Genomic DNA, 12,927 nt, shown 5'->3' on the forward strand with positions numbered 1-12,927 from the left:
AAGCCCATAAGATGAATTATAGCGCAATCAATTTAAATTGGTATGACATTAACACCGTGTTTTTGGACATGGATGGCACGCTGTTGGATTTGCATTTCGACAACCATTTTTGGCTGGAACATTTGCCGGTTCGCTTGGCAGAACAGCGCGGTGCTACGCCGGATGAAATCCGCGCTTACTTGCACGCCCGTTACACCGAAATGGAAGGCACGTTGGATTGGTATTGCCTTGATTTTTGGCAGAATCATCTAGGTACAGATTTGGTGGCGCTCAAACACGAAATCGCCGATAGAGTGGCGATTCGGGCGCATGTTGAACAGTTTTTGCAATCCCTGCACGCACGCGGCAAACGGGTGGTGTTGCTAACTAATGCACATCAAAAAAGCGTGGGGATGAAATTCGGTTACGTGGCGTTAGAGCACTATTTTGACCGGATTATCACCTCGCATTCGCTTGGCTTACCGAAAGAGCACTCTGATTTTTGGCAGAAATTGAGCGAAGTGGAAGCCTACGATCCGGCGCATTCGCTGTTTATCGACGATAACCTGCATGTGCTGCGGGCGGCGCAAGCACATGGGGTTAAATACTTGCTGGCAATCCATCAACCGGATTCACAACAGCCGCCGAAAGACACGGAAGACTTTACGGCGGTGGAGTGTTATACGCAGTTGTTGGGGTGAGCGAAAAGCAGCGTTTAGAAGAACAACGCCACTTTAGCCTCAGCCCGATACTTATGCAGCAACGGCTCGGTATACCCGTTCGGCTGCTCACGCCCTTTGAACACCAAATCGCAAGCCGCTTTGAACGCGACGCTCTTGTCAGCATTGCCGCCCATCTTGGTGTAAGTCGGGTCGCCTTCGTTCTGCCCGTCAACCTTGCCCGCCATGCGCTTGAAGGCTTCCATGATTTGCGCTTCGGTACAGATACCGTGATGCAGCCAGTTTGCCATGTGCTGGCTGGAAATACGCAAGGTAGCGCGGTCTTCCATCAAACCCACGTCATTCACGTCCGGCACTTTGGAACAGCCCACGCCTTGGTTGACCCAACGCACGACGTAACCGAGGATGCCTTGCGCATTGTTATCCAGTTCTTGCTGGATTTCTTCAGCACTCCAGTTCGGGTTAGCCGCAACCGGAATGGTGAGGATGTCGTCGATATTGGCACGCGGACGGCTCTTCAGTTCTTCCTGACGCGCAAATACGTTGACCTTGTGGTAATGCAGGGCGTGTAAGGCGGCGGCGGTCGGGGATGGCACCCACGCCGTGTTTGCACCTGCTAACGGATGTCCAATCTTGGTAGCAAGCATGTTTGCCATTTGATCAGGAATAGCCCACATGCCTTTGCCGATTTGCGCGTGACCCGGCAAGCCGCATTCCAAACCAATATCCACGTTCCAGTCTTCGTAAGCCTTGATCCAAGCGGCGGTTTTCATGTCGCCTTTGCGGATCATCGGGCCTGCTTCCATCGAGGTGTGCATTTCGTCGCCGGTACGGTCGAGGAAGCCGGTGTTGATGAACACGACGCGTTCCTTGGCAGCGCGAATGCACTCTTTCAGGTTGACAGTGGTGCGGCGCTCTTCATCCATAATACCGACTTTCAGGGTATTGCGGGGCAAGCCCAGTGCGTCTTCGATGCTACCGAACAGTTCGTTGGTGAACGCGACTTCTTCAGGGCCGTGCATTTTCGGTTTAACGATGTACACCGAGCCAGTGCGCGAGTTGCTGAATTTTGCACTACCATTTAGGTTGTGGATGGCGATGGCGGCGGTCATGTAACCATCCAATATGCCTTCAGGAATTTCGTTGCCGTCTTTGTCGAGAATCGCGGGGTTAGTCATCAAGTGACCAACGTTACGCACAAACAGCAAGCTGCGACCCGGCAAGGAAACCGTGCCACCATTTGCAACGGTGTATTCGCGGTCAGGGTTCATGGCGCGGGTAAAGGTTTTGCCACCTTTGCTGACCTGTTCGGTCAAATCGCCTTTCATCAGACCCAACCAGTTGGTGTAAATCAGCACTTTATCGACATCATCGACCGCTGCAACGGAATCTTCGCAGTCCATAATGGTGGTGAGTGCCGCTTCCATGAGGATGTCGTTCACGCCAGCGGCATCTTCTTTGCCGATCAGCCCATCGCGGTCGATTTGAATTTCAAAGTGCAAGCCATTGTTGCGGATCAGAATGGCGGAAGGCGCATCTGCTGTGCCACGATAGCCGACAAACTGGTTGCTATCGCGCAGTGCTACGACTGAACCGCCGATCATGTCCACGACCAACGAGCCGCCTTCATCAACACGGTAGCCGCTAGCATTGTGGTGCGAGAGGAAGGAGAGCGGCGCGGCTTCGTCGAGGAAGTTACGGGCAAAGTCGATAACTTTTTTACCGCGCACAGGGTTGTAGGCTTTGCCAGCGGCAGCGCCATCGGTGGCTGGAATCGCATCTGTGCCGTACAGCGCATCGTACAAGCTGCCCCAACGCGCATTGGCTGCGTTCAGCGCGAAACGGGCATTCATAACGGGCACAACCAATTGCGCTCCGGCGGTGTGGGTGATTTCGTTATCAACATTAGCGGTGGTGACGTGGAAGGCATCACCTTCTGGCAGCAAGTAGCCGATGTCTTGCAGGAATGCTTTGTACGCCGCAAAATCAAATGCGCCTTTATTGGCAATGTGCCAAGCGTCGATTTGTGCTTGCAGCGCATCGCGTTTTGCCAGCAGTTCGCGGTTGCGCGGGGCATAGCGGTTTACGATAGTTTCTAATCCAGTCCAGAACGCGGCTGCGTCTACACCAGTACCCGGTAAGGCTTGTTGTGTTACAAAGTCATGCAGTAGTGTTGACACTTGTAAACCACCAACGGTAATCCTATTGCCCATGCGTCACGATCCTCTCAGAAAAACAAACAAAATTGTCGACATTTTCCGGTTATAACCCAATATTAGCGTTGGCAAAAATTGGAATTCTCAATACTAATGATTAAATTGACATCCTCCCCTCCCTAAAAGGAGGGGATTCCTACTGCATTCAGTTAAGGATTAGCTGACTTACTTCGGTGAGTTCCTGCTTCATCGAGCGACTGAATGCCGCATCTCCACAGGCTAACAAGCGGTGTCCCCGCTCTAAAACATTGACCGCCCCAACCACGTCGGCGTGGTTTTTATAGCCACATTCCACACACGCAAACCGCGCTTGGGTCTGGCGGTTATCCGCTGAGACGTGATGGCATTCGGGGCATTCTTGACTGGTGTAGTGGGCGGGAACGGCGAACAATATGCCGCCATTCCATGCCATTTTATAGTCGAGTTGCCGCCGGAATTCACCCCAGCCTTGGTCGAGAATGGCTTTGTTTAAACCGGACTTTGCCGCCACGTTCTTGCTGGGGTTTTCTGCCGTGCCTGCCGCTGATTTGGACATATTCCGTACCTGCAAATCTTCGACGAACACCACCGCGTGGTTTTGGCTGATGGTGGTCGTGGCTTTATTCAGGAAATCACGGCGGGCATTGGCGATTTTAGTGTGAAGTTTTTGAACTTTGGCTTTTGCCTTTTTCCAGTTGTTGCTGAATTTCTGCTTGTTTGCCATGCGCCGTTGGTATTTGGCGAGCTTGGCTTGTTGGGTTTTAAAGCTGTTGAGCGGGGCGATATAGCTGCCATCTGAGAAAGTGGCAAAACGGGCTATTCCCAAGTCGATACCGATAGCCGTTGTTGCGGTGGACACGGGTTGTTCTACTTCCCGCTGGGTTTGGATACTCACAAACCATTTCCCGTTTTTGCTAGAAACCGTGACATTGCGCAACTCGCCTAACACCTCGCGGCTATTGCGGTAGCGTATCCAGCCTAATTTGGGCAGGAAAAGACGGCTGTTGGCTTGGTCGAGTTTGATTTGTTTGGGGTCAGGGTAGCGGAAGCTGTCGCTACTGCCTTTGCGTTTGAACCGAGGGAAGTCGGCACGCTTGGCAAAGAAGTTTTTGTAGGCTGTTTCCAAGTCCTTTAAGGCGTGCTGTAAGGGATGGACAGGGGCATCTTTCAGCCACGGCGTTTCTTCCCCATTGCGCCACGCCGTCAGGTACTTTGCCATTGCCACGTAACCAATGAACTTCTCACCCGCTTCATGGTTGGCTTGCTGCAATGCCAACGCCTTGTTGTAAACAAAGCGACACGAACCAGCGTAACGACGCAAATTGCGCTGTTGTCCGCCGTCTGGCTTGAGTTCGTATTTAAAGGCTTGTAAGCGTTGCATAGGCTTGATTATACACCAAAAGTGGCGATGTCGGCTTTGGTGAACAACCTGAAAGGCGTTTCTAGCCGGATTAACGCCGCTAAAAACTATCTCAGCATACGTAAGAATTTGGGCGGGGCGTTGTGGTCGATCCCCCATTTCAGCGATTCGCCAATACATCAAGCAGCAACAAACACCACATTAATCACTCCGAACATAGGGCGGCTTCGCCACCCGCGCTATCCTCCCCTCCCTGAAGGGCGAGGTTTGCCGCGCAATCTGATCAACGATTTTTCTATCTGATGAGGGGCATGATGTATACTTTTGCGCATGATCAATGTTCAGCACTTAGCTTTTCTGCATCGGCTCGCCAATATAATGGCACTCAGCGTCATGTTGGTGGGGGGAATTGTGTTATTCGGTTGGGGAAATCATTTACCCGCCTTGTACCGTGTTAACGATAATTTGCCGATGATGACACCGGTAGCGGCGTTCTCGTTTATTTTCACGGGGGCGGCGTTGTTTTTGGTGCAGCCCGCCAAACTGTCAGCGCTGCGGCGGCTGGCAGCGCAAGTATTGGCGTTTGGTGGTATTGCGCTGGGTATCTTGATGCTGTTGAGCTATTGGCATCCACTACCTGACCAATGGCTGGGACGCGGCTTGGTGTCGTTACAAGTGTTTAATTTGTCGCCTGAGAAAGACTCGCTGCAAACGGCAGTCGCCTTCATTCTGACCTGTACCGGCTTATTTCTGCTTAGTTTGCAACGCCCTATCCTGATCAGTGTGGCGCAATGGTCGGCGTTTATTAGTTTGATGTTGTTGGTGACGGTGTTCTTTGGCTTCGCGCATCAAGAAGATATGTTTGCCGTATTTACGCACGAACGGGGTATGGCGTTACCGACGGCGACGGCGTTTGCGTTGGTGGGTTGGGGCATTATTTTAGCCAAGGTGGAAAACGGTTTTTTCAGCATTATGGCGCACGACGCCTCCAGCGGTTTAGTGGTGCGGTGGGTCATGTTCCTGATGGCATGGTTTCCGCCGCTATTGGGGTGGTTGCCTGTGCTGTTGGTGTCGGATTGGTTAACGCATACCCGCGTGGAATCGTTGCTGGCATCGGTGATGGTGGTGGCGATTGTGCTGACGATTATCCATTTGGCGTATCGCTTGGAGCGTGAGGAACGTTTGCGTACCCAAGCGCAAGAAGAGGCGGAGCAACACCAAACCGAACTGTCACGCATGGTGAATCTCAATACGATGGGGGAAATGGCATCCGGTATTGCCCACGAATTGAATCAACCCTTAGCGGCGGTTGCCAATTATGCGAGTGCTTGCCAACGCTTGTTAAGCGCGGGGGAAGATGCGCAGCGTTTGTCCGAGCCATTGCGGGCGATTCAGCAGCAAGCTTTGCGTGCTTCCGAAATTATTCGCCGCTTGCGTACTTTGGTGCGTAAACAGCCGCCGCATAAAACCCATGCTTGTTTGGAACAGGTGATTCACGAAGCCTTGCATTTAACTAAAAGCAGTAGCCGCAAGCTGAATGTGCCGCTGTTACTGGAATTGGATGATGCCGTGCCAGACATTGCGATTGACACGATTCAGATTCAACAGGTGATTTTGAATATTGTGCAAAACGCCATTGATGCAATGCAGGCTATCCCGATTCAGCGTCGTCAGGTGTTGGTGCGGAGTTTTGTGCCCGCTGAGGGTTGGGTGCAAGTGGCGATTTCGGATACTGGACCTGGCATAGCAGAAGAATTGAAAGCGCGAGTATTTGAAGCGTTTGTGACCACGAAAGGCAAGCATGGCATGGGAATTGGCTTGTCCTTGTGCCGTTCGATTATCGAAGCACACGGCGGACGCTTGTGGGTGGAATCAGAACCGGGGCAGGGTGCAACATTTGCGTTCACCCTGCCGGTATGATGTTAGGCTTTGATGAATGGCAGTTTCTTCAGAACCATTGCCGCTGGGCAGAAGCCCGTGAAAGCCGATTGAATCAGGTTAATGCCGATGAAAGCGAGGAAAAGAACGGAAAAAGTGCCGAAGCCGAGAGCGCCAAGCAACAATGCGAATAAAATCATAGTGCCTGCGAAAACTTGTACTGCGTTACTGAGAGTCATGGCGTATTCCTTATTGGTTTATCAGGTGGTTAAATTTACATATTTTGGTGAAGCCTAGTGTATTAGAGTTTGTTAATAAACACAATTGACTCATTGCCATGCAGTATAGCCACTGGTCTGAGAGGTTGCTGCGCCTTTCGTTTCATCGTTAACCCAGCTTGAGTACTTCCACGCGCTGGGTATCCGTCACGATCAGCCAAGCACTCAAGTTTTTGAGGGCGGTGCGAGTTGGTAAGTAGCTTGCTGTTGTAGATTCAATCAAGCTCATCATAACAGCGTGCAAACTCTTCCAACGTCCCTTGGAAAAGCAACTTCTGTTGGAATCCGTGAATCGTGATCTTGTACTGATTTTGGCTAATATCAACTTCGCACAAGTAGTTCATATTTTCATCTCCGCCGCCGTCATACAATCCTACCAAGGCAAACATCTGAAATAGTCTTTTCACGTTGAGAATGTCAGCAGGCGTTACACTTTGTAGGGCTAAAATTAAATTTGGGGCAAATTTACTGACGAATCCATCCATGTGTATGTAAGTTGCTGCTATCACTTTGCCATCGTTCACAAGCTTGATGCGAGCGCGTGTACCCATAGTTTAATACTCCTAAAAAAACAGATGATGGGAGCAGTAAACGGTGCGGACGCATCAAGAATAAGTAGCTTGTCCACAGTAGGGGATTTTGAGGTTCATGGATGCCTGCCGACTGCTCTGAGGGTTACAGTTTAGCATACGGGCAAAAGCACGGTGTGCTCTGTGTCGTGCTACAACCCGCGTAGCCACTCTGGCCGTAACTGCACACTGCCCGGCTGGTGAATCGCCTGATCCACGGTGTGTAACAGCTTGGCCTTATCCTTGTTGAGCACGCCTTTGAGCACCAGATAGTTGGAGGCGTGGTCGCTGCGGAAAATGGTTTTTTCCAGTTCCAGCGTTGCTAGCATCAGGCGGATTTCGCGGAACAGGTCGAGCTGTTCCAGCGCTTCATATTGCCCGTTATAGCCTTGCTGTATGCGTTCCATGCTGTGGAACGTTACGACCAGTGTTGCCAGATAGTCGGGTTGGGCGGCGTTCATGAGGCGGGCGGAGTTGATGGCGTGCTGTTCGGAATAGCGTTTGCCGCCCATGCCGTTGAGGATCATGACCGAGCTTTTCATGCCTGCCGCTTTGATTTTCTGTAAGGCTGCCAGTGAACTGGCGAAGGTTTCGCCTTTGTGGATGGCTGCCAGCACGGTGTCGTCGCCGCTTTCGCAGCCGACATACATCAGCGACAAGCCGAGTTGGCGCAGTTCTGCTAGCTCTTCCGCGCTTTTGTTGTGCAGATTGCGCGGCAGGCAATAGGAGGACACGCGCTGCACGGTGGGCAGGTAGTGCCGAATCGCCTGCATGATGGCGAGCAAGCGCCGGAACGAGAGCGTCATCGCGTCGCCATCCGCTAGAAACACGCGGCGTATCGGCCAGCCTTGCGCGGCGGCGGTCTGCAATTCGCGCTCGATGTCGGCTTGTGCTTTGGGGCGGAAACGCTTTTGCGGCGCGGTGTACATCTCGCAAAAGGTACAGTTGTTCCACGAGCAAATGCACGAATGAAAAGAGCCTTATTTTTCAGTCTATTGGCTTGCCGTTGTAAGGTTTTTGTAAGTCTTTTGTATCCGGTGATGTGCTTTTCAGGTTCAAGGTGTGCCAGTCATCGCCCCTAGTGTCGTGGTATCTTTCTGTTGATTTGGCGGATTTGTGCGCCAGCAGCGTTTGGGTATTGATTCCCTGCTCACCATAAAGCCGCTCGGATAGGCTTCTTACTTCGTACAACGTGCCGGGTTTCTTGTCGCCCCAGTCAATACCCGCTTTTATAGCCAGTGCCTTGAATGTGTCGGTAAGGAGTCTAGGTGAAATTTTATGACCGCGCTTCGCCCCGCCAATGTCTCTGATGTGATGCAGCAAGTAAGGCGACAATATTTTAGTGGATGCGCATTTCTGCACGGTATCCCCTAGATTCCAGCCTAGGCGCTCTAGGGTGAGTTCTAAGGGGATTTTGACACCTTCGCCTGTCTTGGTGCGTCGAATCCATAGAAACCCGTCTTTCGGCTTTTGCAGCGTCGAAAGGTCAGCAGTTCCCGCGTGACTTGTCAGAATCGCCAGCTCTAGCATTCTCTTTTCCCATTCCTCAGTAGCTTGCGCGTAAATCAGTTTGAACTGTTCGAGTGTTAGTCTGGCGCGTTGCGTCCTCACTTTGGGGGAACGGGTGAGTTTTGCGGGGTTGTTGTTTGCTTCCATCCAGCCCGTAGAAATAGCCTCAGTGAAAATGTCTGACAGGCTGTTGCGTATGCTTTGCGCCGTCCGAGCCTTGCCCCGCTCAACGTATCCATCCATGAATTCACTGATTAGGCGTGTAGATACCTCTGTTAGTGGCTTTTCTCCGAACTGCTTAACCAGTAGCTTTGCGTAATGCTTTCGCCCCTTGCGGGTACTTGGCTTCATGTCGGTGGCTTCGATCATTGGTAGATACTTGGTTTCAATGAAGGTGGCGAATGTCTTACCGCTGCCGTTGATGCGGTTAAGTATTTGCTGCTCCCGATCGGTGCGGTATTGCGCTTGCAGAGAATGAAGGACTTTGCAGGCGATAACAAAATCCTTTCCCAGTGAATGACGTTTGCCAGTTTCAGGGTGAAGGCAGGTGTAGTACACCGTGCCATTCGCCGCTTTGAAGCTATGCAAACCTTGTGGCTTGCGTTTTTTCACTCACTGATACCCTCGTATGGGTCATAGAATTTCGCATCCTCACGAACGCGGTAGTATTTGCCGTGCCGGATTGGTTGCGGCTGGATTTTCCCAGCTTTCACCCATGCACGAAGTACCCTAATGCTAGGGGTGTGATCTGGATAGCGCAATCCTGCCCATGTTTCAAGTGTGAGTAACTTTTTCATTGTGCAGCTCTCCGTAGCGGATAAACATAAGCAAACCATTCGCAAGCCTTGCGGATACCAGCAGGCGAAACACCGCCGCTCCCAAAGTCGTGAATATCGCCATCAAAGAATGCTAATAGTTCGGCAAAGTCTAGGGGCAAGCCTTGCGCCGCCATTGATAGCAGTTCAACGCCATTGAGCCTGATTGCGGCTCGTTGTGCTTCAAGCTCTTGCCTTATCGGCTCTTTTTGTTGCCGTGCAATCTCTAGCAAATCGTCCGGTATGGGGCGATCAAGCCACACATCGCCAGCATCCACCACGAAACGCGCACCAGTAGCGGTGATGTCATTGATAAAACGCTGCACCGGATTACTCATAAATTCACCGCCTTTTTATGCCCGAATGTTGTAGACGTTTTAAGTTCATCACGTTCATCACATCCATCACTACTGCGGGTTTGCTTCATAACAACTTCATCACAAACACCCCTAAGTTCATCACAAGAAGATATTAAGGGTAATTTCTTAGAGTCAAATTCTGTACGAAGTCTAAGTCCTGAAAGAATAGCGCCTTGACCACCTTTAGTTTTGAGGCGATAACCTTGCTTATGGGTTGTCTGGATGCCGTATGTCCGGCAATTGTCCAGCACAATGGAACTAAAGCGCTGAAGAGCCATTGGTTCGCGCCCTTGACCTTCACAGTAGTTGCAATAGTTAGGGTAAAGCCCTTCGGATGGAAGTTGCTTTTTTGTGCCGATGTAATCCTCTTCCTGATTGGGCGAACACTGCACCACCCTTTCATCCAGCCACGCCAGCACGGGATTCACTTTTAGTTCCGCTTCAACTTTTTGGCGTTTCATTTCGCCGTCTGGATTGTTGATAAGCTCCACTACTTCGGATTCATCCAGCGAGAGAAGCCAATTCACTAATCCTGACATTTGCGCCTGCATAGCCTTGATGATGCCGCCGCGCTTGCGGTAGCGACGTTTTTGCTTTTCAGTTGCGCGGTGCTCAAATTGAACGGGTATTTTCCGACGTGCCAGACCGCTGGTGTAGTCGCTGCTTTGAATGGACTCATTTGCCGCGATCATCACAAGCCCACTAAATACGAACGGTTCAGTAGCCTGAATGCCCTTTTTTTCGTAGCGTATAGGGTCGCCGCCTGTAATGGCTTTTAGTACAGCAACTTCGCCGCCGTGCCTGCCTGAATCTGTGATCTGTGCAAGACGCTTGCCTTTCAGGTTCGCGGTTTCAAACTGGCTTTTTTCCAGTTGCTTCAAGTCGGTAATCACGCGGTTTTCATCGCCCACAAGCATAGAGCAAAGGTCTAAGAAGGTGCTTTTACCCGTACCGCCTGAACCAGTGAGTTCAAGGTATTTTTGCAGGTCACTTCTGCCAGTGAGAACGGCATACATCCACGCCAGCAAAAAGCGGATAACGGACTTATCGCCGCCTGTTGCGGTCACAAGGTAGCGTTTGACTGTTGGGCAAGTTTCAAGCGGGTCAAATGCGTATGGTAATGACCAATCAAAAAGCCGTTCACCATATTGCTCTAGCGCCTTGGTGCGTAGATTCAGCACACCGTTAGCCATTGGCAACAGATGACGGCTTGTTTCCCATTGCTCAACCTGCAAATCAATACGCATAAACTTTTCAATGCTTGATACCAGATTAAAGGCATATCCAGTTTCAGATTTTGCTTTATCCAATTCGCGTTTAATAAGTTTCTGTGTGGCAATTTCGCGGGATGGTTTCCAGATATTGCCTGATTTGCTGAACCATTGCTGTGTGCTGTCATCCCAACGGATACGTTTAAGCAGCTTTTCAGCAATAGCACTGGCAAGTTTATTTTGTGGAAGTTCGCCGTCAATATCGGTGTTCGGGATTGTTTCGGCTTCGTGGTCTGCGAATGACTTAAACATAATCCACCCCGCTTTTATGTGCGTAGGCTTCGAGTATTGCCGCGTTAAGCTCTTGCGCCGTGTTTACTTCGTCAATGGTAGGCTCTGCAATATAACCGCCGTTAAAGCGCACCGCTTGGCGCTGTAGGTATTGACGATGGCGGATTTCATCAATCAGATTTTCGAGCATGGTTAATACATTGCTGTCACGTAATTGATCACATCCCCACCCCTTGCGGTAAAGCGGGCAGGGCAAAGCCAGCGCGGGCAGCGGTAATAACACTGGCAAGATAAGCCAAGGCAGACTGTCCACGTTTGCGGCAAGTACCGATGATGCTGGCCAGCATGGCAAACGCACGGCTCCCCGTAGCACTCTTTGTGCCATGGTTGGTTTTGCGCAGGATCACCCAATGGCGCAACGCCCGCTCAGCCTCATTATTGGTCAAGGGAAGCCACGGGTGGTCAAGGATTCGGAAAATGGCATCCCAATCATTGATGAACTCTTTCGCCAGTGCCGCCGTCTTGTCATGGGCAGATACGGCATGGATCAAGCATAATGCCCTGAATTCCAGGAGTTTTGCCTGATGGCGTTGACGGATCACGTCGGTTTGCGTCCCCACCGTGCCGCCTGCTGCCCGCCAAGCGTAAATGTCGTCCTGTAATACCCTCAGCCAAGCGAGGGTGAAGTTGCCAAACGTCCGCCCGTCTTTGTCCAGTGATTCTGCCAGCCCACGGGCTTTGCGGATCAGGTGCGCCCAGCAACGCAAGCGTTTGGGGTGGTGGCGGTAAGCGGCATAGCCATCACTCATCAGCCAGCCCCCAAAGTGGGGGCTAATCACGTTGTCGAGCATTTCAATGGTGCGCTGCCCTACGTAGAAACAAACGCTGAGGGTGGTGACGAATGTCCATAGCCACAGGGCTTCGCCACGCTCTTTCCAAGAGGTTTCATCAATATACAGCACCCCGCCGTCAGCGGTGGCTTCTGCCAACAGCCCTTCCACCAAGGCATCTTCCAATGGAGAAGCACTCGCGGCTGCTTCCTCAAAACATTGCTGCAACACCCCGACACTTAGGGGAATGCCCAACACCTCCCGCAACAGTTCTTGTGTGCCACGCAGTGACAAGCGTGAGCGCAGCCGTAGGTGGACAATAAGTGCCGCCAGATTGCCCCCAATCAGCCGCCACTCGCCCACATCAACCTCCGGGTATAACGGGTCGGGAGCTTGGCGATGCGGGATATGGCGGCTCACATGACCGCAGGTGCATACGCTATCGTGAAGGTGGTGGCGGGTGGTGATGACGGTCAGTCCGGGGTTCCCATCCGTGCCAAACTGGATGTCCACACTGTCATAGGCGGTATAAATACGGGAGACAGCCGCATCCAGGGACCTGCCACAGGCTTCACATCGGCTGGGGTAATGGTGTTCGTCTGCATTGATGGGCGGATGCCATACCCGACCATAACCCGGTGCGCCGGGTTGTTTACCCGCTTTGCGTTTGGCTGGTTGGGCTGGCTTTGTGCCCGCCACAGCTTCTGGTTCCGGGGTTGGCTTTCCTCTGGCTGCACCCACCCCTTCTGTTTCGGGCAAAGCCACCGTTTTGGGTGACGTTTCCCACGGGAAACCGCTGCTGGGTGGTTTGGAGGAGTTGTTGGAGTTTTGGTTGATCTGTTCCCGCGCTTCTTTCAGGTCATGCAACAACTTGGTCGACAGGTGCAGCAGTTCCTCCGGCGTGAGCTTGGCAAGGTACTGGCTGTTAAGCTGTTTGAGGCTGTGGTCTTTCAGTTGTTGGGTCATCGGGGGA

At 51.8% G+C, this 12,927-nt stretch carries 13 protein-coding genes and 1 pseudogene; 3 read left to right on the top strand and 11 right to left on the bottom strand.

What is annotated here, in order from left to right; translation table 11 throughout:
* Positions 1-11: 11 nt before the first annotated feature.
* Positions 12-680 carry a GMP/IMP nucleotidase gene (gene yrfG, locus J1836_RS08435; protein WP_207250690.1) on the top strand — a complete coding sequence of 223 codons (669 nt, stop codon included), beginning with the start codon at positions 12-14 and terminating at the stop codon, positions 678-680.
* 14 nt (positions 681-694) lie between these two features.
* Here yrfG and J1836_RS08440 read toward each other — a convergent pair whose 3' ends face one another.
* Positions 695-2,872 carry a malate synthase G gene (locus tag J1836_RS08440; protein ID WP_207250691.1) on the bottom strand — a complete coding sequence of 726 codons (2,178 nt, stop codon included), beginning with the start codon at positions 2,870-2,872 and terminating at the stop codon, positions 695-697.
* Positions 2,873-3,020: 148 nt separating this feature from the next.
* Positions 3,021-4,235 (bottom strand): RNA-guided endonuclease InsQ/TnpB family protein, encoded by a 1,215-nt coding sequence (locus J1836_RS08445; RefSeq protein WP_207250692.1) that lies wholly within the window; start codon positions 4,233-4,235, stop codon positions 3,021-3,023.
* Between the two features lie 3 nt (positions 4,236-4,238).
* On the opposite strand from J1836_RS08445, the pseudogene J1836_RS21515 reads away from it, so the two are divergent.
* Together J1836_RS21515 and J1836_RS08450 are read left to right on the top strand one after the other, a co-directional pair.
* A pseudogene (locus tag J1836_RS21515) lies at positions 4,239-4,419 on the top strand (transposase); the annotation flags it as partial.
* A gap of 173 nt (positions 4,420-4,592) precedes the next feature.
* A complete protein-coding gene (locus J1836_RS08450) occupies positions 4,593-6,134 on the top strand; it encodes a sensor histidine kinase (protein ID WP_207250693.1) in 1,542 nt (513 codons plus the stop codon).
* A gap of 2 nt (positions 6,135-6,136) precedes the next feature.
* On the opposite strand, the gene J1836_RS08455 is transcribed toward J1836_RS08450, so the two are convergent.
* The 9 genes from J1836_RS08455 to tnpC form a co-directional block, all read right to left on the bottom strand.
* Entirely contained in the window at positions 6,137-6,331 is a 195-nt protein-coding gene (locus J1836_RS08455) for a YgaP family membrane protein (protein WP_207250694.1), read from the bottom strand.
* Positions 6,332-6,585: 254 nt separating this feature from the next.
* Positions 6,586-6,921 carry a hypothetical protein gene (locus J1836_RS08460; RefSeq protein WP_207250695.1) on the bottom strand — a complete coding sequence of 112 codons (336 nt, stop codon included), beginning with the start codon at positions 6,919-6,921 and terminating at the stop codon, positions 6,586-6,588.
* A gap of 170 nt (positions 6,922-7,091) precedes the next feature.
* A complete protein-coding gene (locus tag J1836_RS08465; RefSeq protein ID WP_278189487.1) occupies positions 7,092-7,901 on the bottom strand; it encodes a radical SAM protein in 810 nt (269 codons plus the stop codon).
* A gap of 25 nt (positions 7,902-7,926) precedes the next feature.
* Entirely contained in the window at positions 7,927-9,060 is a 1,134-nt protein-coding gene (locus J1836_RS08470; protein ID WP_207250697.1) for a tyrosine-type recombinase/integrase, read from the bottom strand.
* Positions 9,057-9,284 carry an excisionase gene (locus tag J1836_RS21985; protein ID WP_372447670.1) on the bottom strand — a complete coding sequence of 76 codons (228 nt, stop codon included), beginning with the start codon at positions 9,282-9,284 and terminating at the stop codon, positions 9,057-9,059. Before J1836_RS21985 ends, J1836_RS08470 begins: the two co-directional genes overlap by 4 nt.
* The gene (locus J1836_RS08480; protein ID WP_207250699.1) at positions 9,242-9,601 is read right to left on the bottom strand and encodes a hypothetical protein; all 360 of its coding nucleotides are present in this window, start codon (positions 9,599-9,601) and stop codon (positions 9,242-9,244) included. The genes J1836_RS21985 and J1836_RS08480 overlap by 43 nt, the downstream gene beginning before the upstream one ends.
* Positions 9,598-11,145 carry a DNA primase family protein gene (locus tag J1836_RS08485; protein WP_207250700.1) on the bottom strand — a complete coding sequence of 516 codons (1,548 nt, stop codon included), beginning with the start codon at positions 11,143-11,145 and terminating at the stop codon, positions 9,598-9,600. Before J1836_RS08485 ends, J1836_RS08480 begins: the two co-directional genes overlap by 4 nt.
* Positions 11,138-11,380, bottom strand: coding sequence for a hypothetical protein (locus J1836_RS08490; protein WP_207251537.1), 243 nt, complete (start codon positions 11,378-11,380; stop codon positions 11,138-11,140). Before J1836_RS08490 ends, J1836_RS08485 begins: the two co-directional genes overlap by 8 nt.
* Positions 11,343-12,920: an IS66 family transposase gene (gene tnpC, locus J1836_RS08495; protein ID WP_242632653.1), complete on the bottom strand. Its 1,578-nt coding sequence runs from the start codon at positions 12,918-12,920 to the stop codon at positions 11,343-11,345. The genes J1836_RS08490 and tnpC overlap by 38 nt, the downstream gene beginning before the upstream one ends.
* Positions 12,921-12,927 lie beyond the last annotated feature (7 nt).

The sequence above is a fragment of the Thiothrix fructosivorans genome (assembly GCF_017349355.1).
In the GTDB taxonomy this organism is placed as follows: domain Bacteria; phylum Pseudomonadota; class Gammaproteobacteria; order Thiotrichales; family Thiotrichaceae; genus Thiothrix; species Thiothrix fructosivorans.

Bases quoted from the DNA above. Each gene is read 5' to 3' on its own strand.
- yrfG (WP_207250690.1), top strand. From the start codon at position 12: ATGAATTATAGCGCAATCAATTTAAATTGGTATGACATTAACACCGTG.
- J1836_RS08440 (WP_207250691.1), bottom strand. From the start codon at position 2,872: ATGGGCAATAGGATTACCGTTGGTGGTTTACAAGTGTCAACACTACTG.
- J1836_RS08445 (WP_207250692.1), bottom strand. From the start codon at position 4,235: ATGCAACGCTTACAAGCCTTTAAATACGAACTCAAGCCAGACGGCGGA.
- J1836_RS08450 (WP_207250693.1), top strand. From the start codon at position 4,593: ATGGCACTCAGCGTCATGTTGGTGGGGGGAATTGTGTTATTCGGTTGG.
- J1836_RS08455 (WP_207250694.1), bottom strand. From the start codon at position 6,331: ATGACTCTCAGTAACGCAGTACAAGTTTTCGCAGGCACTATGATTTTA.
- J1836_RS08460 (WP_207250695.1), bottom strand. From the start codon at position 6,921: ATGGGTACACGCGCTCGCATCAAGCTTGTGAACGATGGCAAAGTGATA.
- J1836_RS21985 (WP_372447670.1), bottom strand. From the start codon at position 9,284: ATGGTTTGCTTATGTTTATCCGCTACGGAGAGCTGCACAATGAAAAAG.
- J1836_RS08480 (WP_207250699.1), bottom strand. From the start codon at position 9,601: ATGAGTAATCCGGTGCAGCGTTTTATCAATGACATCACCGCTACTGGT.
- J1836_RS08485 (WP_207250700.1), bottom strand. From the start codon at position 11,145: ATGTTTAAGTCATTCGCAGACCACGAAGCCGAAACAATCCCGAACACC.
- tnpC (WP_242632653.1), bottom strand. From the start codon at position 12,920: ATGACCCAACAACTGAAAGACCACAGCCTCAAACAGCTTAACAGCCAG.